This is a genomic window from Glutamicibacter sp. AOP38-B1-38 (assembly GCF_052377485.1).
GTDB lineage: Bacteria > Actinomycetota > Actinomycetes > Actinomycetales > Micrococcaceae > Glutamicibacter.
Genome location: NZ_JBQSWU010000009.1, coordinates 53,379 through 78,456 on the forward strand (window position 1 = coordinate 53,379; position 25,078 = coordinate 78,456).

Genomic DNA, 25,078 nt, shown 5'->3' on the forward strand with positions numbered 1-25,078 from the left:
CCGAAATAACGACACCACTTAGTGCGTTATGAGCCCCGCCAACCAGTGAAACACCGTTAATACTGCACACTAGGAAGGTAACCAGGCTGGGTGAGAACCAACCGAAGAGCCTTAAAGTATGTAAGTCGGTGAACTTTGCAACCGGTTGAGCAATTTCCCCGTACTCAGATGGTCGCAATATTCGGTATTACGGGCTACGCGTACCCGCTGCTCCACCGAAATGGCGGCACAACGAAACACGCGATTAACGCGCTATAAGAATATCTGGGATTGCTCAGGGAGCCAAATCGGAGGTGGAATCCTCTAAGACCCAGTGATCCGCGTCCAAAACCTTCACAACCTTGCGCGAAATCCTCGCAAGATCTTTAACGTCCTTGTCATCCAAGGTTTCGAGGAGAAGTGCGCGGACGGTGGCGACGTGATGCGGCGCCATCTTGACCACCGCGTCCCAACCTTCCTTGGTTAATGAGGCGATCTTCACACGTGCGTCTCCGGCAGATTGAGCACGTACCACCCATCCGCGCTTCTCCAGCTTCTTCACCACATGGGACAAGCGCGACAGTGAAGCGCTGGTGCGGGCGGCAAGATCGGTCATGGTCAGTTCACGGTCTGGCGTCTCGGAGAGCATCGCCAGCATATGGTAATCGAAGAGAGTGATCCCTTCGAGGCCTTGAAGGTCTGAATCTAATGCGGCGGGCAGCAATGACATCATTGTGTTCAGCCCCAGCCAGGCCTTTCGCTCTTGAGCAGAAAGCCAGACGACCTGTTCACCCATGTATTTTCACACCATTCCTCTACCGCACGCGCAGTAAGTCGCTACCACATTGTGGGAATATTCTAATCGGTTGAATCCTACCCTGTCCCCTGCCGGATACCGAGGCCAGCTCTGCTCCGGCAATACGGCAGGTCAGTGGCAGCGAGGTGCCAGACTTCGTCCGCTGCGCCACGATGCTCACGAAGGTCTAGCTCAGCGAACGCCGCAAGACCTTGGGGCCTCAATGCTTCAGACCGCTGTTCGAGAACTAATCGGAGAATAGCACCGAGTGCCGCAGCACAATCCGTTGCCAGCGGTCTGCCTGGTGGTTCTCGCAGATCCAGTCCCAATTGTTTGCCCTAACCGGCAAAGCCCGCCAGTTCCTCAACGCGAAGGAACTGGCGGGTGTTATGGCATTCTTATGCCGCGCTAAACCTGCGCTAGACGTTTCCGCTTTCGATAGGCCATCACCTGTCCAATGACTACTACCAGCAACGCGGTGATGAACATTGCCGAACCGATGACGTTAGCCTGGGCCGGAATGCCACGCGTTGCCGCAACATAAATGAACTTCGGGAAGGTCTGGAACGTTCCGGAGTTGAAGTTCGTGATGATGAAATCGTCAAAACTCATCGCGAAGGACAGCAGCGCTGCCGCAACGATGCCGGGCACCAACAACGGGAAGGTGACCTTCAAGAAGGCGGCCCGTGGGGTGGAGTACAGGTCAGCTGCTGCTTCTTCCAGACGCGGATCCAGCGAAGAGACTCGCGCCCGAACAGTCACGATCACAAAGGACATGCAGAACACCGAATGTGCGATCACGATCGTGGTGTATCCCAACTCCCACCCCAGGTTCAGGAACTGTGCCAGGAGCGAAGCGCCGAGAACAACTTCCGGGGTTGCCAGGGGAAGAATGATCAGCACGTCGGTCAGCTTGCGGAAACGGAACTTGTAGCGCACCAGGCCGATGGCAATGCAGGTACCCAGCGCGGTGGACACGAGCGTGGCAACCACGCCGATCTGCAAGGAATTGACCAAGGATTCGCAAACGGCCGGCGCACCGCAGGGGTTCTGCCAGTTGTCCAGGGTAAATCCGCGCCATTCAAGGTTCGTACGTCCCGCATCATTGAATGAGAAGACGAAGATGTACGCGATCGGAACCAGCAGGTAGATGAAAGCCAGTCCAGCAATGGCGGGAATGATCCAGCGCCCTATTTTTTGTTTCATCATTGCCTCCTACATCAATTCCTTGGTTCCGAAACGCCGGATATAGATCGTGACTAGCACCAAGATCGAGAGCATCAGCACGAAGCTCAGCGCCGCGGCTCCCGGATAGTCGATGACCCGGAAGAATCGTGAATCGATGACTTGTCCGATCATCGTGGTGTTTCGGTTGTTGCCCAGCAGCGCGGCATTCACGTAGTCGCCGGCCGCCGGGATGAAGGTCAAGAGCGTGCCGGCGAACACACCCGGCGCGGACAACGGCAGCGTCACCCGAAAGAACGAGGTCATCGGCCCGGCATAAAGATCCCCGGAGGCTTCCAACAGTCTCGTATCCAAACGGCCGAGGTTCGCATAGATCGGAAGCACCATGAAGGGCAGGAAGTTATAGGTCAAACCGGCCACCACGGCAAATGGGGTGGCGGTCAGGTGCGCTTCCGCGGGCAGGATCGCAAGGAATTTCAATGTTTGCGCCACGAAACCTTCATCGGCCAGGATTTGTTTCCACGCCTGGGTGCGCAGAATGAAGCTGGAGAAGAACGGCGCAATCAGCAAGACCAGCAAGATGCCTTGAAGCAAGCCATGCTGGCGCAAGCGCACGGCGACGAGGTAGGCCATCGGATAGCCGATCAGCAGTGCCAGCACCGTGGCAATGAGCGCGAAACCGAAGGAGCGCAATAAGTCGGGCCAGTATGCCTCGAGCACGGTCGCATAATTTCGGAATTCAAGTGCCGGGACGAACTCGCCGATGCCGGCGCCTTCCGGTCTGGCGTACAGCGACATCGACAGCAGCACCATGACCGGAACTGCGAAGAACAATAGAAGCAGCAGCATACCGGGCACAACCAGGTACACCCCGGTTCGTCCCTTGCGGCGTTCGGCCTTGATCTCGTCCCGGCTGCGCAGGTCCGAGATCTTTCCTTTCTTGGTCATCACCGTATTGCTCATGTTTTATCAACTCCGGCATTGACAAGTTCATCGCCGGCCAGGCCGAAGGAGTGCGCGCTATCCCAGCTGAGATACACGGTGTTCCCTACTTCCGCCGCTTGTTGTCCACGGTTTTGCGCGAAAGTTCCGATTCGTCCAATGCCAGCCACGTCAATGAGATACTCGGTGGTGGTTCCGGTGAACGACACATCGATAACCTCACCGCTGAGCTCGTTGTACCCCGTCGCCTCGGTGGGTGCTTCATGGTTCAAGTGCAGCTTCTCCGGGCGCACTCCGACAACGATCTCTCCCTCGTGTTGCACGGCCCGGTCCACGGCGACGAGTATCTTGTGCCCGGAGGCCGCAACTTCCAGCAGTCCGTCTCGTTCCCCGGTTACCGTTCCGCGCATAAGGTTCGATTTTCCCAGGAAGTTTGCCACAAAGGCTGTTTTAGGAAGTTCGTATAGATCGCGCGGCGCCCCCATCTGTTCGATTCGCCCTTCGTTCATCACCGCGACGACATCCGCCATGGTCATGGCCTCTTCCTGGTCGTGTGTCACGTGGATGAAGGTCAGGCCGACTTCGGTTTGAATGGATTTGAGTTCCATCTGCATTTGCCGGCGCAGCTTCATATCGAGGGCACCGAGCGGCTCGTCAAGCAGCAACACCTGTGGACGGTTCACCAGTGCCCGGGCCAGGGCGACGCGCTGTTGCTGTCCGCCGGATAGCTGTTCGGGGCGGCGGTTTGCAAGGTGCGCTAGTTCCACCATGTCGAGTCCGGCCTTGGCTTTTTCCATGGCTTGCTTGTCTTTTTTGCGCTTCAGCCCGAAAGCCACGTTTTCCAGCACCGTCATGTGCGGGAAGAGCGCATAGGACTGGAAGACCGTGTTGACTTCGCGTTGGTGGCTTGGCAGCGCGGTGACGTCCTTGCCACCGATTGAAATTTCGCCTTCGCTTGGCGCTTCCAATCCAGCGATCATGCGCAGGGTGGTTGACTTGCCGCAGCCGGAAGGCCCGAGCAAGGCGAAAAATGTTCCGGCGGGAACCGTGAGGTCCAGGTCTTTGACCGCAATAAATTCCGCGAAGCGTTTGGTGATGCCTTTAAGGTGCAGGTCCGCGCCCTCGCTGCGCGGCAGTTCCACCTGCTTGATCGATGGTTCTGCGGTGTTGGTATTCATCACGTTCTATACCCCAATTACTTCTTGGAACTGGTTTTGGAAGTCGTTTTCTTCTTCGACCGACAGTTCGCGTTCCGTGCTTGCTTTGTTCAGGAATTCTTCGGTTGGGAATATCAGCGGATCGTTGACGAGATCCGGGTCGATTCTTTCCATTTCTTCTTGCGCGCCAACCACCGGGCACAAATAGTTGACGTAGGCGGCGACCTCCGCCGCGACATCTGGCTGGTAATAGAAATCCATCAGCTTTTCAGCATTTTTCTTATGCGTTGCACCGATGGGAACCGTGAAATTATCCGACCAGATCAATCCACCGCGCTAGGGCATGATGAACTCCCACTTGTTGCCCTCCTCATAGTTCAACTGCGTAATATCGCCGGAGTAGGCGATCCCGGCCAAGGCATCGCCTGAGATCAGGTCCTGCTTATAGGAGTTGCCCTTAACCTGGCGGATCTGTCCGTTTTGGATATTCTTCTCCACGATTTCGATCGCGCCGGAGAATTCTTCCTGGCCCCATTGGCCCGTAATATCGATACCCTGGTCAAGGAGCAGAAGCGGGATGGTATCGCGCATCTCGTCGAGTAGCGTCACTCGGCCCTTGAGCTCAGGAGCCCAGAGGTCTGCAACGTTGCGCAGCCCCTTGGGAAACTCTTCCTTATTCCATACCAGGCCGGTGTAACCGGACTGCCAGGTCAGCGACTTGGTGCGTCCCGGGTCGAAGCGGACATCTTTCAGGCTGGGAAGCAGATTCTTCAGGTTCGGAATATTCGCGTGATCAAGATCCTGAACGTATCCCAGCCTGATCACCCGTTCGGTCATCCAGTCGGTGAGCACCATCAGGTCTTGGCCGATATCTTGCCCGGAGGCCAGCTGCGACTGCACCTTGCCGTAGTAGGAATCATTCGAGTCGATGTCTTCGACGTAGCGCACATCCAAACCGCTGGACTTCTTAAACTGTTCCAGCGTTGGATAGTGCTTGGCCTTGTCGTCGTAGTCAAGGTACAGGGTCCAGTTTGCCCATCGAACGAGTTGTTCGGTATCCGAAATATCTATTCCCGGGGTTAATGCCTGTGCCGGACCGCTGCTGGCCCCTTTGGTTCCGCAGGCGCTGAGCAGTCCAGCGAGCGCAAGGCCTGCCGCCCCGGCAAGAACCCCCCGCCGGCTGGCTTGCGCCTGCCCGATGGCTTGGGCAAGTCGGCCTCGTTGCTCATTGATGGCGCGTTGGCGTGACATATACGTACCCCTAGGCTCCAATCGCGCTTTGGAATTCACTGCCGAGGGTGTTTTCCTCATCAGCACTCAACGAACGGAAGACATGTGCATGGCTCAGGTCTTCGTCTGTCGGGAAGATCAGCGGGTTGTCCACCAGGCTCGGATCGATCTTTTCCATTTCTTCCTTGGCGCCGACAACCGGGCAGATGAAGTTCACATAGGCTGCCACTTCCGCGGCAACTTTCGGGTCGTAGTAGAAGTTCATGAGCTCTTCGGCATTGCTCTTTCGCGGTGAAGCGATGGGAACCATCAAGTTATCGCTCCACAGGGCTCCGCCTGCTTCCGGGATGACGAATTCCCATTGGTCGTCGTTTTCGAAGTTCATCTGCACGATGTCCCCGGACCAGACAACGCCTGCCACCGCGTCACCGGAGATGAAGTCCTCCTTGTAGGAGTTGCCTTTAACCTGTCGGATCTGGCCGTTGCCGATATTCTTGCGCAGATCATCCAGGGCCGCCCCGAATTCCGCTTCACCCCACGAACCGGTGATGTCAACGCCATTCTCCAACATCAGCAGGCCCATGGTGTCGCGCATTTCGTCGAGCACCGTGATGCGGCCCTTGAGCGCAGGATCCCAAAGATCCGAGACGCTCTTCAGGCCCTTCGGGAACTTCTTCTTGTTCCACGCGATTCCGGCGTAGCCGGTCTGCCAGGTCAGCGAATTCTTTCGTCCTGGGTCGAAGTCGACATTTTGGAGATTCGGCAGCAAATTGGCCATGTTCGGGATGTTCGCATGATCCAGCTCTTGGGTGTATCCCTGGCGGATGATGCGCCCCGCCATCCAGTCGGTGAGCGTAATCAGATCCTGTCCAATATCCTGGCCGGCATTGAGCTGGCCTTGCACCTTGCCGTAATAGGTGTCGTTGCCGTCGATGTCTTCGACGTAATTGACGCTGATTCCGGTCTGCTTCGTGAACTGGTCAAGGGTGGGGTAGGTCTTCTCCTTGTCGTCGTAGTCCAAGTACAAGGTCCAGTTGGCCCAATTGACCGTGGGGTCGGTTTCCGAAATGTCTTTGACGGTAGCCGCTGGCCCGTTGCCGCCACCGCCCGTTCCTCCGGTTCCGCAAGCTGCCAGCAAGCCGGTAAGCCCCAGTGCGCCGGCTGCCCCCAGCACGCCGCGTCGAGACATCGATCGCTGGCTCATCGCTTGCACGAGAGCTCGGATCTTTGGATCTTCAGGAAGTTGTCCTCGCGAGTGAGACATGGATCCGTCCTAACTTGAATTGTCCGAATTGTTGGGTGGCTGTGATGTGCCACACAACATATCAATGACGTTCATAATGTCAGTTCTTCGCTGGCGAAACAAGGGATGGACGCAAGAATCCTTGTTAATTTCGTGTTTCCAATGCTGGAAACAATCAAAATTTCCCCCTTTCGCAACTGGATCAGTAGCTGTAGGGTCGGTGCTATACCCAAAACGCTGGAAGCGTTTGGGTGGCGAATACGCATCGAAAGACCTGGGAGGTCGATACCGAATGACCATGCCACCGAATGGCCACGCGCCGGCGGTAATCGATGAGATTTCCAAGGAAATCATCGAACAGCTGCAAGAAGACGGACGGCGGTCCTACGCGGCGATAGGCAAAGCTGTGGGTCTGAGCGAAGCTGCAGTACGTCAACGCGTGCAGAAATTGGTGGACAGTCGAGCCATGCAAATTGTGGCGGTAACCAACCCATTGGAGCTGGGTTTCACCCGGCAAGCAATGATCGGAATTACCGCGTCAAGCGACATCAACGGGACCGCGGACCGCATCGCAGCGGTTCAAGAAGTGGACTACTGCGTGGTGACCGCAGGAAGCGCCGACATCCTGGCCGAAGTCATTTGTTCCAGCGATGAAGACCTCCTGCGCGTGATCAGCAAGATCCGCGGCACCGAAGGCGTCGTCAGCACGAATACGTACACGTACCTTTCTTTGAAAAAACAGGAATACAACTGGGGAACACGATGAGTACAACTCCACGCGGTACCGATCGCCAGCAGGCAGCTCGCGATCATCTTTGGATGCATATGGCCCGCCACTCAGGCCTTCACAATGGTGGCAATGTGCCAATTATTTCCCGCGGCGAGGGGCACAAGATCTATGACGATCAGGGCAAGGAATACATTGACGGACTCTCGGGCCTGTTTGTCGTCAACGCCGGACACGGGCGCGCCGAGCTTGCGCAGGCCGCCGCCAAACAGGCCGAAAAGTTGGCTTTCATGCCGCTTTGGTCCTACGCGCACGAGCCCGCAATCGACCTGGCCGAGCGGCTAGCGCACTATGCACCGGGAGACCTGAACAGGGTCTTTTTCACTACCGGTGGCGGCGAAGCGGTGGAATCGGCTTTTAAGCTTGCCAAGCAACATTTCAAGATGAAGGGCCTGCCAGGAAAAACCAAGGTCATTTCACGCGCCTTGGCCTACCACGGCACTCCGCAAGGTGCGTTGGCGATTACTTCCTTGCCGGATATGAAGACACCCTTCGAGCCTCTGGTTCCGGGAACCTTCAGGGTTCCGAATACCAACTTCTATCGAGCACCGGAAATGTTTGCGGACAATGAAAAGGACTTCGGGCTGTGGGCGGCGGAAAGAATCCGCGAGGCTATCGAGTTCGAGGGCCCCGACACCGTCGCGGCGGTTTTCCTGGAACCGGTGCAGAACTCCGGCGGTTGTTTCCCACCGCCTCCGGGGTACTTCGATCGCGTACGCGAAATCTGCGACGAGCACGATGTGCTACTCGTTTCAGACGAAACCATCTGCGCTTTCGGCCGCATCGGTTCGATGTTCGCTTGCAATGACTTCGGTTACGTCCCGGATATCATCACCTCGGCGAAGGCGCTCACCAGCGGCTACGCGCCCCTGGGCGTCATGGTGGTTTCGGACAAGCTCTTCGAGCCATTCACCAAGGGCGACACCACGTTCTATCACGGCTACACCTTTGGCGGCCACCCCGTGGCGGCAGCCGTAGCCATGGCAAACCTCGACATTTTCGAGCGCGAGGGACTCAACCAGAACGTCAAGAACAATGCCGAGAACTTCAAGTCGACCCTGGACAAACTCAAGGACTTGGATATCGTCGGCGACGTTCGCGGTGCCGGGTACTTCTACGGGATCGAACTGGTCAAGGACAAGAGCACCAAGGAGACCTTCAACGACGAAGAATCCGAACGGCTGCTCCGCCAGTACCTCTCCCCTGCGTTATGGGAGGCCGGGTTGTACTGCCGCGCCGATGACCGAGGAGACCCAGTCATCCAGCTTGCGCCCCCGCTAACCATCGCGCAACCGGAATTCGATGAAATCGAATCGATCTTGCGGGCGGTGCTCTCTGAGGCCGCCAACAAGATCTAGTCGATACCAAGGTAACCGGTTCCAACCCGGATATAGCGATCGGTTCCGTCACGGAGCCGGTCGCTATATTTATCTGGGAGTCGGTTTTATCGGTGCGCCGCAGCCCGCGCCGCAGCCAGCCGATTGAGCGCCAGCGCGCCGACCAGCAGTCCGAAGTCGCGCAAGGCAACATCAAAGTACCCGGGCAGGATCAGCAAGTTCACGATGATCCCCAGTAGCCAGAGGCTCACCACGAGAGAACCCAGTTTGGGCCGCAGAGCCACCAAGAGGCCGGCGGCAATTTCCACGATGCCGACGGCGTACATGAACTGTTGGGCCGACACCGGAATGATGTCGGTGGCCAACGGTGCGAGGTAAACCGTCCAGTCGGTGAGCAAGTTGAAGAACTTGTCCAAGCCGAACAAGATCGGGGCCACTGTAAAGATTGTGCGCAGCAGCAAAAACGCCTGATGCTCCAATGTGCGCGAGCGGACCTCCGCTGCGCTCATAGCTGTCGAAGCCATGTCCACCCCTCCTTTCTAAAAGCAGTTAATCTGATTTTAGAACTCCGCACACTCTAAGTCAACAAAAACCAATTTTAGATTTACACTTAACTTATGCAGTTCTTTCCCCGTAAACGTTCGGTCCAGGCGGTCTCCGCATTAGCCGATCCGCTCCGCGCGAGAATCTACGAATATCTCTCCCGCGCCGCGGAGCCGGCCAGCCGCGATGCGGTAGCGCAGGCGCTGGGACTGCCACGAAATACGGTGTCATTTCAGCTTGAACGGCTGGTCAAGGAAGGCCTGCTGAGCTACGAGTTTCGCAAGCTGCGCGAAAACACCGGCCCCGGCTCGGGACGTCCCGCGAAACTGTATTCCCCGGTCGCCCAGGAGATCGAGGCGAGCGTCCCGCACCGCGAATACACCCTGGCCGCCCAAATCATGGCAAAAGCCATCGAACGGGCGACACAGGAACAACGGCCGGTCAATGAATTACTCGCCGAAGTATCGCGCGAAACCGGACGGAGCATTGCGGCCTCCAAAGACTCCCTGCAACAGATCCTGGCAAATGGCGGTTACCTGCCACAGACGGATGCCGCAGGTTCAATTCACCTCACCGATTGCCCATTCCACCAGCTTTCGGCGCAACACCGGGACACCGTATGCCTGATGAACCGAGAGCTGTTAGGGGCGGTCGTCGAATCCGGCGACGCCCTCTACCGAGCCTGTCCTGTCACACCGGAAACCGGGCATTGCTGTGTACGTTTTGATCCGCTGACCTAGCGAGCGGCAAGGCCAGGGCCAGGCCTTGCAGTATTTTCGCTTCATGCTCCGTGGTGCCCGCTGAGCCGCAGCCATCGGTGTTGTTCGGCTTCTCCATCGAGTCGTGGTTCCTCCTCTGCACGCCAAGGCATGCCCCCTTTCTTGTCTGCTAATTCAGGGTTAGGCTTGGGCCAACCAAAGGACAGGCGCAGATGCCACCAGGGCAAAACGCGCCTGGAGTGCAAAGGATCTGCCATGTGCCCGAATCCGGAACCATCAAGCGCAAGCGTCGGCGCAGCCCAAGCCCGAGAAATTGCCGAGACTTCTCGCGAGCAAGGCTGGGAACGGCCTAGCTTCGCCAAGGGCCTCTATATGGGTGAGGTAGATTTCTCGCTGATCACCCCGATGCCAGTTCCGGAACCGAAGGCCGCGGCACGAGGGGAAGAATTCCTTGCGGAGCTGAAAACTGTGCTGGATGGTTTCAACGTTTCCGGTATTGAAGAAGAGGCACGCGTACCGGATGAATACATTGCCGCGCTACGGGATGTGGGCGCGTTCGGCATGAAAATCCCTGAGGAATACGGCGGGTTGGAACTGAGCTTGCTCGACTATGGGCGCGCTTTGATGCGCGTCGGTTCGGTGTCCCCCGCACTCGGAGCGCTGCTTTCGGCGCACCAGTCCATCGGTGTCCCTGAGCCCGTGAAGCGCTTCGGCACGGAGGCCCAGAAACGCGAGTATCTGCCGCGCTGCGCAGCAGGGGAAATCAGCGCTTTTCTCCTGACCGAGAACGATGTCGGCTCCGACCCGGCGCGCTTGGGGACGCATGCAACGCTGAGCGAGGACGGTACGCACTACCAACTGGAAGGCTCGAAGCTCTGGACCACCAATGGCGTTGTGGCCGACCTGCTGGTGGTAATGGCAGCGGTGAAGCCTCACGAGGCCTGCGGAACCGAACCGGCAGGCGGAGGCGGAATTACCGCGTTCGTCGTCGAGGCGAACTCCCCGGGCATCACTGTGGAAAATCGCAACGCATTTATGGGACTACGCGGGATTGAAAACGGTGTCACCCGTTTCTCCGCCGTCAAGGTGCCGGTGGGGAACCGGCTGAGCAGAGAAGGCTCGGGACTGAAAATCGCGCTGAGCACCTTGAACACCGGACGGTTATCAATTCCCGCAATGTGCGCGGGCGCCGGGAAATGGGCCACAAAAATTGCTCGCGAATGGTCCGCAGCCAGGGTGCAATGGGGCCACCCTGTGGGCAAGCACCAGGCGGTGGCCGCCAAGCTCTCCTATATAGCGGCAAGCACCTACGCGCTGGAGGCGGTCTTTGAACTGAGCGCGAGCCTTGCCGATGCGGGAATGAAAGATGTCCGCATCGAAGCGGCACTCGCCAAGCTCTACAGTTCCGAAGCCGCGTGCAAGATTGCCGATGAGCTCATTCAGATCCGCGGTGGGCGTGGTTTCGAAACCGCCGCTTCCCAGGCCGCCCGAGGCGAACGGGCTGTCCCGGCCGAGCAGCTGCTTCGCGACCTGCGCATCAACCGCATCTTCGAGGGCTCCACCGAAATCATGCACCTGTTGATTGCCCGCGAGGCGGTGGACGCTCACCTCCAAGCCGCCGGGGCATTGGCGCAGACCGACTCCACACTGGAAGAAAAGGCCCGAGCAGCCATGGAGGCCTCCGGCTTCTATGCCCGCTGGCTGCCAAAACTGATGGTCGGAGCCGGTACCGTGCCGGGGTCCTTTGCGGACCAGGGGCCGCTGGCCAAGCACCTGCGGTACATCGAACGCAGTTCACGCCGCCTGGCACGCCAGACCTTTGCCGGAATGGCGAGGTGGCAGGCCAGCATGGAAAAGCAGCAGGTATTCCTGGGACGCATCGTGGACATCGGCGCCGAACTATTCGCCATGTCCGCAACGATCACCAAGACCTTGTCGCTCCACGATTCGGGCGCCGCTCAAAGATTCTCGGCCGAAACCCTGGCCCAGGCATTCTGCGAACAGGCAACCAAACGCTGCGAAGAGCACTTCAGCCATCTGTGGAGCAATACTACGCACCGCGACGAACAGGTTGCCGCCAAGCTCTTGGACGGTGACTTCCAATGGCTCGAAGAGGGAGTGCGTGATGTCTCGGAAGGCACCGGCCCGTGGATCGCCGAATGGTCGAAGGAACCTCGCGAGGATGTCCGCAGACCCTACGGTGTCCCCGTGCAGCGCCCCAGCAAGGACTAGCTGCGGGAGAATTCCGAAGCGCGTCGCACCTGGTCCTCGCTGAGCCGAATTCCGGTGTACTTTTCAAATTGCGCCGCCGCTTGCAAGGCGATCACCTCGGCACCGGTGATGACCTGTTTCCCCAGCTGTTCTGCGGCGCGGATCAACGGTGTCTGCGCCGGAAAAGCTACCACGTCGAAGACGGTTTCTGCGGCCGCTAGATGCGGCATTTCGAAGGCCAGTTCCTCCTGGTGCGGACCGTCCATTCCCAACGGGGTCACATTCACCAAAATATCGTGTCCAGGTTCGGGGTCGCCGACCTGATGGCGGTAGCCATACTTCGCGGCCAGTTCCTTTCCACTAGCTGCGTTGCGGGCAAGTACCGTCAATTTTTCGAATCCCGCGTCGCGGAATGCTGCGCTGACCGCCTTCGCCATGCCTCCGGATCCCCGGACCAGCACCGAGGCGTTCGGGTTCAGCCCGTGGCGGGTTATCAACGTCGCTATCGCTTCGTAATCGGTATTCGACGCGCGAAGCACACCCTGGTCATTGACGATGGTGTTCACCGATTCTATGGACGCTGCCGAGGGCTCGATGACATCCACGAGCTCCATCACCTCTTCTTTGAACGGCATCGAGATGGCACAACCGCGGATGCCCAAGGCGCGAACCCCGGCGATGGCGCCGGCCAGATCCTGGGTATCAAACGCCTTGTAGATGAAGTTCAGCCCGAGTTCCTCGTAGAGGTAATTGTGGAATCTCGTGCCGAGATTCGAAGGACGCCCCGAGAGCGAAATACACAGGGTCATATCTTTGTTCAGGATGGGCATGGGTGCTCCGTTTCTCCGCCGGCCTCGTGGTGGGTGCAACTGCTGGATCCAGTTATCCGTGCATGCGATACCAAAGCAACGCTACCTGCAAGCTGGCTCGGGATTCTGCCGAATCCAGCGATACCCCAAGCTTCTCTTCGAGCTTCGCCAACCGGGCATACAGGGTTGGCCGCGAAAGATAGCCCTGTTTGGCCAACGCGCTTTTATTGCCTGCCTGCTCCAGATATAGCTGAAGCAGCTCCAGACCGGATACATCTGGCGGGTTCAGCAGCCCGGATAGTTCGGTCATCGCGAAGCTGCGCATGCGCGCATCCTGGCCCATGGCCGAGAGCACCCCGCGCAAGCGCAGGTCCGCGAAGCGGTAGTAGGGCCGGGCCCGGGTCGGGAGGTTGGGAACGATCTCCGCGACGTGGGCCGCTTCTTCCAACCGGCGAGCGCTCGCGCTGATGCTCAATTCTTCGGCCGCCACCCCGACGGCGACCTGAGCGGAGAGCATCTCGGTCAGCTGTCGGGTGAACCGCTGCAGCGAGTTTTCCACCAGCTGCTTCGCCGCGACAGGGAGAATGACCCCGAGGTATCCGGAGCGCAGCGACCCGGCGAGCACTCCCAGACGCATGTTCTCGGCCACTTGGTCCACGACCTCCAGCACTTCTCGTTCGCGCAGCTGGATGTCCGTGGGGCTGTGGGCCTCCCCCACGGCCAGCGCGACCACCAGTGGGACATAGTGCGCTCCGGCATCCAGGCCAAGAGACTCGGCGCGTACGGCCACTTCCTTATCCGTGTAGGAGTGGTGCTGCTGCAGCTCGTGCAGCATCGAGGTGCGGGCCTGGTAGAGAAGTTCGCGCTGGTCGCGTCCGGCCAGCCGCGCGATGGTCAAGGTTTGGCCGGCGCGTTCGAGGACCAGGGCGGCGTTATGCTCGTCCTCGAGCTCGGCCGGAACCACCAGCCTGCCCCAGCGGCTACGAACCGCGCCGACCGGGGTTTGCAACCAGCTCTCGGCGCCGTGGCCGCGCCCGGTCTGTTCGGCGTATCCGACGAATTTCGAGCGATTGATCCAGTGCTCCAGCACCGACTCGGCCCCGTATCCGGCACCTGCGTGGGCGAGCACATGGTGCCGGACATCTTCCAAGACCACCGGAGCCTGCAACAGCTCCGCCGTGCGCTCCACGATGCGCTGTTCGTTGGCTTCATGCAGCGAAAGTTCGGTATAGATCTCGTGGACATTTCGGGAAAATTGCACCGCGGCCAGCTGTTCCGCCACCAGGCGCTCGTGGATGACCTCGGTAATCTCCACGAAACGCACCTTCTTGCGCAGCCGGATCACCGGCAGCGCCAGGGCTTTCACCGCTTCGGCCAAGCGTGCGCCGATGCCGGCCTCCGCCTCGCCGGGATCCTCCAGCAGTTCCACCACCACCCCGGCCGCTCCGGAATCCTCCAGTTTGGTCATGAACGCACGCAGCCGCGCCACGGTGGGCTCCACATTCCGCAAGGTGGTGAGCACTACTTCCCGGCCGAAGAGCAGGTCGACGTTCTCTGCCGACTCGGTGACATGCACCCAGCGCAGCCTCACGTCGAGGTTCTTCTCCCCCGAAAGGACCAGCGGTTCGGCGTTCTGCACGACCTTCAGCGCCAGCACGTCAGCCATGGTCAGGGAACCAGTTGTTTCAGCACTCATCCGTCAACCTTTACAAAGCGTAAGACCTTCTGCCTAAATCATGACACATCGCTTGTGTTGCTTGTCATACTGGTGGCGCAAGATGGAATCAGATAACCACGAACGCACTTGAAGGGACTTTCTCATGACGACTACGCTGACCGAAACTCTGCAGCACTGGGTCAATAACGCACCGTTCTCCGGCGAAGGAGACACCCGCACCGGCAAGGTCTACAACCCTGCCACCGGCGAGATCGCCCGCGAAGTCGCCTTGGCGTCCAAGAGCACCACCGAAGCTGCCATCGCCGCAGCCCACGCAGCCTTCCCCCAGTGGCGCGATACTTCGCTGGCCCGCCGCACCGCGATCATGTTCAACTTCCGCCAGCTGCTCGCCGAGCGCAAGGGCGAGCTGGCGGCCATCATCACCGCGGAGCACGGCAAGGTGCTCGATGACGCACTGGGCGAAGTGGCGCGCGGCATGGAAGTAGTCGAGCTGTGCTGCAACGCCCCCTACCTGCTCAAGGGCGAGTACTCGGAGAACGCCTCCACCGGGGTGGACGTGCAGTCCCAGCGCCAGCCGGTCGGCGTTTCGGCCATCATCTCCCCCTTCAACTTCCCGGCCATGGTGCCGCTGTGGTTCTTCCCGGTCGCCATCGCCTCGGGCAACACGGTAGTGCTCAAGCCTTCGGAGAAGGATCCCTCCGCGGCCCAGTGGATGGCCGAGCTGTTCGCCGAGGCGGGCCTGCCAGAGGGCGTGCTCAATGTGGTGCACGGTGACAAGGAATCCGTGGACACGCTGCTGAACGATCCACGCATCGCTTCGCTGTCCTTCGTCGGCTCCACCCCCATTGCCCAGTACGTCTACTCCACCGGCACCGCCAACGGCAAGCGCGTCCAGGCCTTCGGCGGCGCCAAGAACCACATGCTCGTGCTGCCCGACGCCGATCTGGACTTGGCCGCGGATATGGCCATCAACGCCGGCTTCGGCGCGGCCGGCGAGCGCTGCATGGCGATCAGCGTGGTCGTGGCGTTGGAGAACATCGCCGACGAGCTGGTCGCCAAGATCGCCGAGCGCGCCAAGAACTTGCGCGTGGGCGACGGCACCCGCGGCTGCGATATGGGCCCGCTGATCACCGGCGAGCACCGCGACAAGGTCGCCGGCTACATCGAGGCGGGCATCGAATCCGGCGCCTCGCTGGTGGTCGACGGCCGCACCGGGGCGCTGGACGCGGACGGCAACGGCTTCTTCCTGCACCCCACCCTGTTCGACAACGTCGGCACCGACATGTCCATCTACACCGATGAGATCTTCGGCCCGGTGCTCTCGGTGGTCCGCGTGGAGACCTTCAACGACGGCATCGAGCTGATCAACGCCTCGAAGTACGGCAACGGCACCGCGATCTTCACCAACGACGGCGGCGCCGCGCGCCGCTTCGAGAACGAGATCCAGGTCGGCATGGTGGGCGTGAACGTGCCCATCCCGGTCCCGGTGGGCTACCACTCCTTCGGCGGCTGGAAGGCCTCGCTGTTCGGCGACCAGCATGCCTACGGACCGGAGGGATTCAAGTTCTTCACCCGCAACAAGGTGATCACCAAGCGCTGGCTGGACCCGAGCCACGGCGGAATCAACCTCGGCTTCCCGCAGAACGACTAATTTTCCCCGCGTGCCCACGTGGTTTGAGTAGAAGGATCTAGATTCATGACCGAACAGCTCACCGCCGACATCTCGGCGGAAGAGATCGAAGCAGGCAAGCGCGCCTACCAGCTGGACCGCGACCACGTCTTCCATTCGTGGCAGGCGCAGGGACCGTTCAACCCGATGACCATTCTGAAGACGCAGGACTCCTACGTCTGGGATGGCGAAGGCCGGAAGCTGATCGACATTTCCAGCCAGCTGGTCAACACGAATATCGGCCATCAGCACCCCAAGGTGATCGCGGCCATCCAGGAGCAGGCCGCGAAGATCGCGACCATCGCCCCGCAGCATGTCAACGATGCGCGTTCCGAGGCGGCCCGGCTCATCGCCGAGCGCACCCCGGGAGACCTGAATCGGATCTTCTTCACCAACGGCGGGGCCGACGCGGTGGAGCATGCCATCCGCATGGCTCGGCTGCACACCGGAAAGCACAAGGTGCTCTCCGCCTACCGTTCCTACCACGGCGGCACGCAGCTGGCGATCAATGCGACCGGCGACCCGCGGCGCTTCGCCTCGGACCATGCCACCGACGGGGTAGTGCATTTCTTCCCCGCCTACCCCTACCGGTCCTACTTCGGCTCAACCAGCGAAGCGGAGGAAACCGAGCGGGCGCTGAAGCACCTGGAAGACACCATCGTCCTGGAGGGCGCCTCGACCATCGGCGCGTTGATCCTCGAATCCATTCCGGGCACCGCCGGCATCTATATGCCGCCGGCCGGCTACCTGGCCGGGGTGCGCGAGCTGACCCGCAAGTACGGGATCGTGTACATCGCCGACGAGGTGATGGCGGGATTCGGGCGCAGCGGCCAGTGGTTCTCGGTCAACCACTGGGGCGTCACCCCGGATCTGCTGACCTTCGCCAAGGGGGTGAACTCGGGCTACGTGCCGCTGGGCGGCGTGGCGATCAACAACGAGATCTTCGAGACCTTCCGCGAACGCCCCTACCCTGGCGGCTTGACCTACTCGGGCCACCCGCTGGCCTGCGCGGCGGCGGTCGCTACCATCCACGCGATGGAGGACGAGTCCATGGTGGCCAATGCCAAGCGCCTGGGCGATGAGATCATCGGCCCGCGGCTGGCGCAGTTCGCCGCGCAGCACCCCTCGGTGGGCGAGGTCCGCGGAGCCGGGGTGTTCTGGGCCATCGAGTTGGTCAAGAACCGTGAAACCCGCGAGCCGCTGGCGGCCTACGGCGGCTCCTCCCCCGAGATGAACGAGGTGGTGGCCGCGGCCAAGGCTGCCGGGCTGCTGCCCTTCGCCAACTTCAACCGGCTGCATGTGGTTCCGGCGCTGAACATCCCGGACGATGTCCTGGTCGAAGCCCTGGACCGGCTGGAGCAGGCGCTGGTTGTCGCCGACAAGTTCGTGACCGGCTAGCCATGAGTTGTATCGGGCCCGGCGGGAGTGCATTATGCGCTCCCGCCGGGCCTTTTTAACACCCCCACCCCCTCTCGAGCCAAGGACGTCCCAGTGATCCCCGGAGAAGCCAACCAGTCCAGCAAGCAGCTATTAGACGCGCATCCACAGGCCTCGATACGTCCGGAAGACTGCCAACGGGCAAGCATCGACCGCTCGGGATATCTCCCGGAATCCTTCGCGGACGGCGTGGTTTTTGCCCGGAGCACCGCGGACGTGGTGCTGGCCATGGAGCTGGCCAGCAAGTTCGGGGTGAAGATTGTGCCGCGTGGCGCCGGAACCGGTTTGGCGGCCGGCGCAACGGCCCGGCGCGGCGAAGTGGTCCTGGACGTCTCGAAAATGGATCGGATCATCTCCATCGATCCCGTCGAGCAGATCGCGGTGGTTCAGCCCGGCGTCATCAATGCGGCGGTTAATGCCGCCGCCGGTGAGCTCGGCCTGTTCTACGCCCCGGATCCGGCAAGCACCGCCATCTGCTCCATCGGTGGAAATATTGCCACCAACGCCGGGGGCATGTGGTGCGCCAAGTACGGGGTGACCCGCGAATCGGTTTTGGCCCTGACCGTGGTGCTCCCCGATGGGCAGCTGCTGCGCACCGGGCGCCGCACCATCAAGGGCGTGGCCGGCTACGACATGAATGCCCTCTTCATCGGCTCCGAGGGAACCTTGGGCATTGTGGTGGAAGCCGTGCTGCGCCTGCGCCCCAAGCCGATTCGCACCGCGACCGCCGCCGCCTATTTCCCCGATGAGTCCCGCGCCGCGCAGGCCGCGGCGGCGATTATTTCCGCTCGGCTGCAGCCTTCGGTTTTGGAACTCATGGATGGGCCCAGCCTCTGGGCCATCGATGGCGCCCTGGGCACCGGGCACCGGGAGCTAGGTGGCGCCCTGCTCCTGGCGCAAACCGACGGGTTCGGCGCCGAACTGGAAATGCAGGCACTGGTGGAGGCCATTACGCCGCTGGCCTCGCGCATCGACCGCGCCGAGGATGAAGCGCAGGCGGCTCAGCTGATGGAAGCACGGCGCCAGGCGATCCCCAGCATGGAGCAGCTAGGCACGGTATCGATCTGCGACATCGGGGTGCCACGCAGCAAACTCGCCGAGGCGCTGGCCGGCCTGGCCGAAATCGGCGAGCATCGCGGCGTGCGCATCTTCACCATCGCCCACGCCGCAGACGGCAATCTGCACCCGGTCATCGTGGTGGATCCGGGGCAGTCCATCACCTCAGGGGCGCCCAAGGCGGCACTGGCCGACATGTTCCATCTGGCCCAACGCTTGGGCGGCACGCTGACCGGCGAGCACGGCATCGGCCTGCTCAAGCAGGATTGGCTCGAGGAAGAAATCGGGTCGCGTTCGCTGCGGCTGCAGCATTCCATCAGGCAGGTATTTGATCCGCAGGGAATCCTCAACCCCGGCAAGGGGATCTAGGCGCGTGCTGCCCGGCGCCCACAAGGGACCGGCCCCACTCATTGGACGATCTACTGGTGTTTAATACCTCTGGTCAGCTAGCGTATCTTTGGCTAGGATCGGACCATGGAGATGCTGGGATACGAACCGATAGATTTTCTGCGGCCACTGGTTTATTTTGGTGTCGCGGTGACTTTGGTGCTGATCTGCTTCCCCACGCTCATCCACGGGCTGATCCGCCGCGGCGACTTCCAGCGGAAGCCCGACGGGCTGCAAACCTATGCCTTGAAGTCTTCGATACGCACCGAACTGATCGTTGCCGGTGCCTCCGGCTTGCTTGCCATCGTGTGCACGATCGTCGCCGCCAGCGGCTATTTCACCGCCATGAAGCACCTCGAGGCGAACATTGCGCTGAAGTACGAGCCGACAAGCCTGGATCTGGGCTATTGGAATGGTTCCTGGGCTACCACCAGCTTGGTGCTGCCCGACGGCACGTCGTTCAGCGACGTCGTCGTCGAGGTTCGTGAGGCCGGGGAACCTTTTATCGAGGAGATTTGGTACCACGAGCGCAAACAAGGTAACCAGTAGTCTCTTTCAAGCTAATGTATATGCAATACTGATCCCCGGATCTAATTTGCGCACCGCGCGCGACGTCAAGCCGCAAAGGGGAATGAACACGATGATGGGTATGAATGGTGCACCGGCGGGTGATCCGTTCCAGCCTCACCTCGAGTGGGGCCTGAAGGCTTCCTTTGTGGGCTATATTTCTTCGCTTCCCGACGGCCGTATCGAAGCGTCCAACGGGGTGTGGCAGGTTGGCAATAACCTCGCGTTCCCGGTCGCCGTGGACGCCGAATCCCCCGAAGGCGAGCTGCGCTTCAACGGCCGTGTCTCCTTCGTGGGCCATGGCGGAATGATGAAGCTGGACCTCATCGAACCGCGCATCGAAGAACACGATGATTTGGTCTTGCTCAGCGTCGCCAACGAAAACGGCGAGCGCCTGCCCATCGCCGAGCTGGTCGAAACCGCGGTGTCCAATGCCTTCGGTCTGGTCAAAACCCGCTTCGCGGCATCACTGACGGAACAGGGTTCGGCCCTGTTCAACGGCCAGTACAAGTACGGCCAAGACATGGAGCCGGTTGAGGTCGTCTTGCGCGGCTAGCGGGCAGGCGCCACTTGCTTCAAAGGGTCCGCAGCTCCTTGCCGGAGTTGCGGACCCTTTGCGCTTTTTTATCAGCCCTTGATCAGCTGCGGCTGAGCCAGTGCCTTGAGCCCATCCAGCCCGAATTCCAAACCATAGCCGGACTGCTTGGCCCCGCCGAACGGAATGCGCGGATCGATAGTGCCGTGCGAATTGATCCAGACCGTGCCGGCCTGGATCCGTGCCGCCACGGCAAGAGCCTGCTCGCGATCCGAGCCCCAGACCGAAGCGCCCAGTCCGGTCTCCAACGAGTTAGCGTGGGTTATGGCTTCTTCCACGTTCTTAACCTTGACAATCGGCAAGGCCGGACCGAACTGCTCCTCGGTGACCAGAGGATTTTGCGGATCGATATCTGCCACCAGGGTGGTTGGGTAGAAGTATCCGGCAGCTTCGCTGTCCGGGTCGGCCCCCAGCAGCACCGTCGCACCGGAGTCCACCGCACTCTGGACCAGGTCGGCGACGATCTTATATTGGGCCTTATTCTGCAGCGGGCCGAGGACGTTGTTCTCATCAAGGCCCACGCCCATTGGCATCTTGGCGGCCACCTCGGTCAAGGCCTGGCAGACCTGCGCGTAGATGGATTCCGGGACGTACAGGCGCTTCAAGGCGGCACAGGTTTGGCCGGTGTTGATGAATGCGCCCCAGAACAGATCCTCGGCGAAGGCCTTCGGATCGGCGTCCTCCATGACGATTCCCGCATCGTTTCCACCCAGCTCGAGGGTCAGCCGCTTGACGGTGTCGGCCGAAGAGCGAATGATCGCCTTTCCTGTCGGGGTGGACCCGGTGAACATGATCTTATTGATCTCTGGGTGGGCGGAGAGCTTCTCTCCTACTTCACGGCCACCGGCCACTACATGCAGCACATCCGCTGGCAAGACCTCGTTGAGGACATGCCCCAAGGCCAGCACCGACAACGGGGTGTATTCGCTTGGCTTCATGACCACGGTGTTGCCCATGCGCAGCGAAGGCGCCAGCTGCCAGATGGAGATCATCATCGGCCAGTTCCACGGTCCAATGGCGCCGACCACGCCTAGGGCACGGTAGTGTTTGGCGGCGTAGGTTTCCCCGTCGTCCACCACGACCTCCGGCTCCACCTCATAGGCGGTGGCGGCGCGCAGCCAAGCCGCGCATCCTCCAATTTCGAAGCGAGCGTTGGGACCGTTTAGCGGTTTGCCCTGTTCCCGGGAAAGCAGCTCGGCCAAGGCCTCGGCGTTGGCTTCGATGCGATCCGCGGCCAGGTTCAGCAGACGATTGCGCTCTTCGTGGCCGAGTGCATCCCATGCAGGCTGCGCAGTTCGGGCGGCGCTCACCGCGGCGTCCAAATCTGCCACGCTGCTTTGGGCTACCCGGCCGACGAGCTCTCCGGTGGCCGGGTCAAAGATTTCGGTGCCGCCGGAAGCCGGCTGAATAGCGGACAGCAGTTCCTGTGCGTTGGAGTATGACATTGAGATCTCCCTTGGTTAGTTCAGAGTTGTTTCATGGATTTTAGATTGAGCAGACTTATTCCGGATCTTTCGCACCCACCAAGAAAGCAGGAAGCCGAGGATACCGGGCACAATGACTATTGCTTGCAAGATATAGGGCAACGCCCCTGGTTCCTCCAAGCCGATCAGAACATCGAAGTTGATGACGATCTGGACAAAGACAAAGCTCAGCGCCAGCCCGGCAGCAATTGGGGCGATAACACGGGTGAGCAGCGAATCTGCCGTACGGTTCCGGGCGAAGTATCCGCACACCGCGAATGAAGTCAGCGCCATCAGCAGCACCAGCCCGAAGGCGGCGGAGTTTGTCATCCAAGTGAACATGGTGAAGACGATAAATATCGGGTCCTTGCCGGCGGAGACCACCGCAAATACCACGATCACCAGCAAGGCAAGCAATGACTGGGCCTGGGAACCGGCGACCGGCGCGTGGGTTCGGCGTGAGGTCTTCGCGAGGAACTTCGGCAAGGCGCCACCGCGGCCCATGGAGTAGAAGTAGCGTGCCACCACGTTGTGGAAGGCAAGCAGCGCGGCGAACAGGCTGGTGATGAACAGCAGGTTAGCGATGTCAACGAACCAGCCCGGCGCATGGGCACCGAGGAATACGAAGATCAGATCGGGTCCGAATTCTGCCGAGGCCGCGGCGACATTTCCCTGCCCCTCGCCCACGGCAACGGCCCACGCGGAGAAGGCATAGAATACTGCGATGATCGTGACGGCAATCAGCGTGGCACTGCGGGCCGTGCGCTTTGGATCCTTGACCTCTTCGTTGTAGATAGTTCCAGACTCGAACCCCATGAATGCCGCGATGCTGAACGCCATGACCGCGCCCATGCCCGGCGCCATCGCGTCGCCGACGTTGAATGCAGCGCTGAATTCTGGTGCTTCCGGAGCGACCGCGAAGGTCATCGCGTCATAAACAATGACCACGAGGAATTCCAGCGCGACGACGAATCCAAGAATTTTGACGGAGAAATCGACCCGGTTCATCCCCAGCGCACCGACCAGAATCCAAGCGACTAGCGCCATAACCCACCAAGGGATGGTGGAGCCTAAGAGGCCGGAAGCGAAGGAAGCCGCCGCGAACCCGAAGAGCCCATAGATGCCGATCTGCATGAGGTTGTAGCTGACAACCGCGACCATAGCCGCGCCGACGCCGGCGGCTTGGCCCAGGCCTCCGGCGATATACGCGTAGAAGGCGCCCGCGTTAGGTATATGCTGGCTCATCGCGGTGTAGCCGATGCTGAAGATCAGCAGGATAATTCCCAGAATGACAAATGACAGCGGCACCGAATCCATGCCGGTCACCGCATAGTTTGTCGTTACGCCGCCGGCGACAACCGTCAGCGGTGCGCTGGCCGCGATAATCATGACTACCAGTGCTGGCACCGATAAGGTGCGTTGTTCGAGTCCCATTGGTTTCCCCACTCAATCTATCGATATCTCAAGGATCCATGACGGGGTTCACATTCACGTTGCCGTTGCGTGCTGGGCTCTTGCCCTTGCGCGCATACGATGGCTCAGGCCAACGCCTTGAGCCTGAATTTACCGGGAGTCAGCCCGTATTCGCGGGCGAAGGCTCTGGTGAATCCGGGTGCATCGACGATGCCTACGCGCGTGCCGACGCTCTGGACCGACACCTGTGCCAGCAATGGGTCGCTCAAAAGCTCGGCAGCGTATTTCATCCGATAATGCCGGATGAGGGCGGCAACGCTGCGTGGCTCCTCCGCGAAGAGAGCATGCAGGGTTCGCACCGAGATGAAGTGGGCTTCTGCAATAAAAGCGGGCGTTAGCTCCGGAGCGTCCAGGCGCTGCTCTATGAATTCGATAATGCGTTCGCGCTGGGCAATCCGTGGGTCCACCGCATGGGCATGGGATAGCACACCGCCCAGCGAGGTCGCCAGCAGATCCACGGTATTGCGGGCAAGCCCCGCGCCACCATATCGATCCCACTGTGCCAGGTTTTCGCCCAAATGCCGCAACAGCGGCGTAACAGTTCCGGTGAGCGGATGCCCGGCTTCCATTCGAGTAGCGGTGATTTCGCCGACCTGGTGGCGCGAGAGCCGAAACTGATGATGCGGAATGAGCACCACCATCAGTGAGGCCGCCTGGTCAAAGCTCAGCGTGTAGGGCCGCTGAGTATCGTAGATTGCCAAGTCTCCGGGGGCTAAAACGGTTTCGCGTCCATCTTGAATCAACAGGCCGTGCCCGGCGAGCTGATAAGAGACTTTGTAGAATTCCCCGTCTCCGGTGGAGGTCAGGTCCTCGGTACGCAAGACGGTGTGCGCCTTGGAATTCACTCGCATCAGTCCGATGTTGCCGAGCATATTGACCCCGAGGCTGGCCGAGAAGTGACCGGCGGTTACCTGCTCGCTGCGTAATTGCACGAAGGCATCAGAGATCAGCCTGGACCATGCGCTGAACGAGTCAACATGTTGAATCTGATACATCGAGACCTCTCTGGAACGCACCCCTGTTGTGTCGGGCATCACGTTTGAGGGTACGGCAGTTCTACTCCAAAGTCACCTTTATTCTTCAGGCGGAGAATAAAGAATATTTATCGCGGCAGGGCCACGAGCGCACGCAGCTGGTATTCGAGCTGCTCAACCAGCGATTGAGCGGTATTCGTCCGGGCGTCGAGCACGCTCGCACCCTGCGCACCAAGCATGAAGTTGAGCAGCGAGTCACGTGCCACCATCGCACCCGGGTGCCCATCACCCAAGATATCGACCAGCCAGCCGTCCAGCATGGTGCGCCAGCGATCCATCGCCACCGCATTCACCTCAGCCAAATCCGGCTCGCCGAGTGCCAGATGCCAGAAATGCACGGCAACACGCCCCTCGTCCCGACGCTCCTCATCCAAGGGGAGCACCTCGAGCGCAAAGGCGCGAATCGCGTCTACGCCCTTGAGCGTCGCGGTCTTTTCGGCAATGCGTCGGCTGGTTGAGTCGGCAACGTAATTGAATGTCGCAACCAGAATCGCATCGCGGTTCGGAAAATAGGTTTTCAATCCACCGTTGGCATAGCCAGCCGCGGCGGACAGGTCGCGCAGGTTCAGCTTGTCGAAGCCTTGCCTGGCAATAAAGCGCCAGGTGACTTCGACAATCTCGCGGCGCCGCTGGTTGTGGTCAACAATTCTTGGCATGCACCCAGCCTAGCTAAGACAAGTTTTCTTCGGCGCGCTATTGCCACGAGTCGCCATTTTCCGTATTCTCTACAAGCAGAGAATAAAAAGTGGTTCGACTCACATCAATCCAAAGGATGCGTTTG

23 protein-coding genes are annotated in these 25,078 nt (G+C 60.2%); 9 read left to right on the top strand and 14 right to left on the bottom strand.

What is annotated here, in order from left to right:
• Positions 1–274 precede the first annotated feature (274 nt).
• From ACT3TP_RS07070 to ACT3TP_RS07100, 7 genes are all read right to left on the bottom strand, one after another.
• Complete coding sequence (locus ACT3TP_RS07070) at positions 275–775, bottom strand: MarR family winged helix-turn-helix transcriptional regulator (RefSeq protein ID WP_096283267.1); 501 nt, start codon at positions 773–775, stop codon at positions 275–277.
• A 408-nt stretch (positions 776–1,183) separates the two neighbouring features.
• Positions 1,184–1,981: an ABC transporter permease gene (locus tag ACT3TP_RS07075; protein WP_096283532.1), complete on the bottom strand. Its 798-nt coding sequence runs from the start codon at positions 1,979–1,981 to the stop codon at positions 1,184–1,186.
• 9 nt (positions 1,982–1,990) lie between these two features.
• A complete protein-coding gene (locus ACT3TP_RS07080) occupies positions 1,991–2,908 on the bottom strand; it encodes an ABC transporter permease (protein ID WP_096283530.1) in 918 nt (305 codons plus the stop codon).
• An 11-nt stretch (positions 2,909–2,919) separates the two neighbouring features.
• A complete protein-coding gene (locus tag ACT3TP_RS07085) occupies positions 2,920–4,080 on the bottom strand; it encodes an ABC transporter ATP-binding protein (protein ID WP_444620039.1) in 1,161 nt (386 codons plus the stop codon).
• Between the two features lie 6 nt (positions 4,081–4,086).
• Positions 4,087–4,386: a hypothetical protein gene (locus ACT3TP_RS07090; RefSeq protein ID WP_444620041.1), complete on the bottom strand. Its 300-nt coding sequence runs from the start codon at positions 4,384–4,386 to the stop codon at positions 4,087–4,089.
• Between the two features lie 9 nt (positions 4,387–4,395).
• On the bottom strand, positions 4,396–5,310 hold the full coding sequence (locus ACT3TP_RS07095; protein ID WP_444620043.1) for an extracellular solute-binding protein: 915 nt from the start codon (positions 5,308–5,310) through the stop codon (positions 4,396–4,398).
• Positions 5,311–5,320: 10 nt separating this feature from the next.
• Positions 5,321–6,553: an ABC transporter substrate-binding protein gene (locus ACT3TP_RS07100; RefSeq protein ID WP_444620045.1), complete on the bottom strand. Its 1,233-nt coding sequence runs from the start codon at positions 6,551–6,553 to the stop codon at positions 5,321–5,323.
• 271 nt (positions 6,554–6,824) lie between these two features.
• On the opposite strand from ACT3TP_RS07100, the gene ACT3TP_RS07105 reads away from it, so the two are divergent.
• Together ACT3TP_RS07105 and ACT3TP_RS07110 are read left to right on the top strand one after the other, a co-directional pair.
• A complete protein-coding gene (locus tag ACT3TP_RS07105) occupies positions 6,825–7,298 on the top strand; it encodes an Lrp/AsnC family transcriptional regulator (RefSeq protein ID WP_444616761.1) in 474 nt (157 codons plus the stop codon).
• A complete protein-coding gene (locus tag ACT3TP_RS07110; RefSeq protein WP_444620047.1) occupies positions 7,295–8,677 on the top strand; it encodes an aspartate aminotransferase family protein in 1,383 nt (460 codons plus the stop codon). The genes ACT3TP_RS07105 and ACT3TP_RS07110 overlap by 4 nt, the downstream gene beginning before the upstream one ends.
• Positions 8,678–8,763: 86 nt before the next feature.
• Here the strand turns inward: ACT3TP_RS07110 and ACT3TP_RS07115 are convergent, their stop codons facing one another.
• A complete protein-coding gene (locus ACT3TP_RS07115) occupies positions 8,764–9,180 on the bottom strand; it encodes a hypothetical protein (protein ID WP_096283262.1) in 417 nt (138 codons plus the stop codon).
• Positions 9,181–9,273: 93 nt separating this feature from the next.
• Between ACT3TP_RS07115 and ACT3TP_RS07120 the strand changes: the two genes are divergently transcribed.
• On the top strand, positions 9,274–9,939 hold the full coding sequence (locus tag ACT3TP_RS07120; RefSeq protein WP_096283261.1) for a helix-turn-helix transcriptional regulator: 666 nt from the start codon (positions 9,274–9,276) through the stop codon (positions 9,937–9,939).
• A 234-nt stretch (positions 9,940–10,173) separates the two neighbouring features.
• A complete protein-coding gene (locus ACT3TP_RS07125; protein WP_096283260.1) occupies positions 10,174–12,150 on the top strand; it encodes an acyl-CoA dehydrogenase family protein in 1,977 nt (658 codons plus the stop codon).
• On the opposite strand, the gene ACT3TP_RS07130 is transcribed toward ACT3TP_RS07125, so the two are convergent.
• On the bottom strand, positions 12,147–12,959 hold the full coding sequence (locus tag ACT3TP_RS07130) for a shikimate 5-dehydrogenase (protein ID WP_444616765.1): 813 nt from the start codon (positions 12,957–12,959) through the stop codon (positions 12,147–12,149). The genes ACT3TP_RS07125 and ACT3TP_RS07130 overlap by 4 nt on opposite strands.
• 52 nt (positions 12,960–13,011) lie before the next feature.
• Positions 13,012–14,634: a PucR family transcriptional regulator gene (locus ACT3TP_RS07135; protein WP_096283258.1), complete on the bottom strand. Its 1,623-nt coding sequence runs from the start codon at positions 14,632–14,634 to the stop codon at positions 13,012–13,014.
• A 124-nt stretch (positions 14,635–14,758) separates the two neighbouring features.
• Here ACT3TP_RS07135 and ACT3TP_RS07140 point away from each other — a divergent pair, with 124 nt between their 5' ends.
• From ACT3TP_RS07140 to ACT3TP_RS07160, 5 genes are all read left to right on the top strand, one after another.
• Positions 14,759–16,267, top strand: a complete 1,509-nt coding sequence (locus ACT3TP_RS07140) for a CoA-acylating methylmalonate-semialdehyde dehydrogenase (protein WP_444620049.1) — start codon at positions 14,759–14,761, stop codon at positions 16,265–16,267.
• A gap of 45 nt (positions 16,268–16,312) precedes the next feature.
• Positions 16,313–17,683, top strand: coding sequence for an aspartate aminotransferase family protein (locus tag ACT3TP_RS07145; protein WP_444620051.1), 1,371 nt, complete (start codon positions 16,313–16,315; stop codon positions 17,681–17,683).
• A 93-nt stretch (positions 17,684–17,776) separates the two neighbouring features.
• Entirely contained in the window at positions 17,777–19,147 is a 1,371-nt protein-coding gene (locus ACT3TP_RS07150) for an FAD-binding oxidoreductase (RefSeq protein WP_258133547.1), read from the top strand.
• Between the two features lie 105 nt (positions 19,148–19,252).
• Entirely contained in the window at positions 19,253–19,714 is a 462-nt protein-coding gene (locus tag ACT3TP_RS07155; protein WP_181148205.1) for a hypothetical protein, read from the top strand.
• Positions 19,715–19,814: 100 nt separating this feature from the next.
• A complete protein-coding gene (locus tag ACT3TP_RS07160) occupies positions 19,815–20,288 on the top strand; it encodes an HtaA domain-containing protein (RefSeq protein ID WP_181150516.1) in 474 nt (157 codons plus the stop codon).
• Positions 20,289–20,359: 71 nt separating this feature from the next.
• Here ACT3TP_RS07160 and ACT3TP_RS07165 read toward each other — a convergent pair whose 3' ends face one another.
• The 4 genes from ACT3TP_RS07165 to ACT3TP_RS07180 all read right to left on the bottom strand — a co-directional run bounded on the left by ACT3TP_RS07165 (position 20,360) and on the right by ACT3TP_RS07180 (position 24,953).
• Positions 20,360–21,772 (bottom strand): aldehyde dehydrogenase family protein, encoded by a 1,413-nt coding sequence (locus ACT3TP_RS07165; protein ID WP_105553315.1) that lies wholly within the window; start codon positions 21,770–21,772, stop codon positions 20,360–20,362.
• Between the two features lie 15 nt (positions 21,773–21,787).
• Complete coding sequence (locus tag ACT3TP_RS07170; RefSeq protein WP_105553316.1) at positions 21,788–23,224, bottom strand: APC family permease; 1,437 nt, start codon at positions 23,222–23,224, stop codon at positions 21,788–21,790.
• Between the two features lie 104 nt (positions 23,225–23,328).
• Positions 23,329–24,258: an AraC-like ligand-binding domain-containing protein gene (locus ACT3TP_RS07175; RefSeq protein WP_181148203.1), complete on the bottom strand. Its 930-nt coding sequence runs from the start codon at positions 24,256–24,258 to the stop codon at positions 23,329–23,331.
• Positions 24,259–24,365: 107 nt separating this feature from the next.
• Positions 24,366–24,953 carry a TetR/AcrR family transcriptional regulator gene (locus ACT3TP_RS07180; RefSeq protein ID WP_105553318.1) on the bottom strand — a complete coding sequence of 196 codons (588 nt, stop codon included), beginning with the start codon at positions 24,951–24,953 and terminating at the stop codon, positions 24,366–24,368.
• Positions 24,954–25,078: the final 125 nt, after the last annotated feature.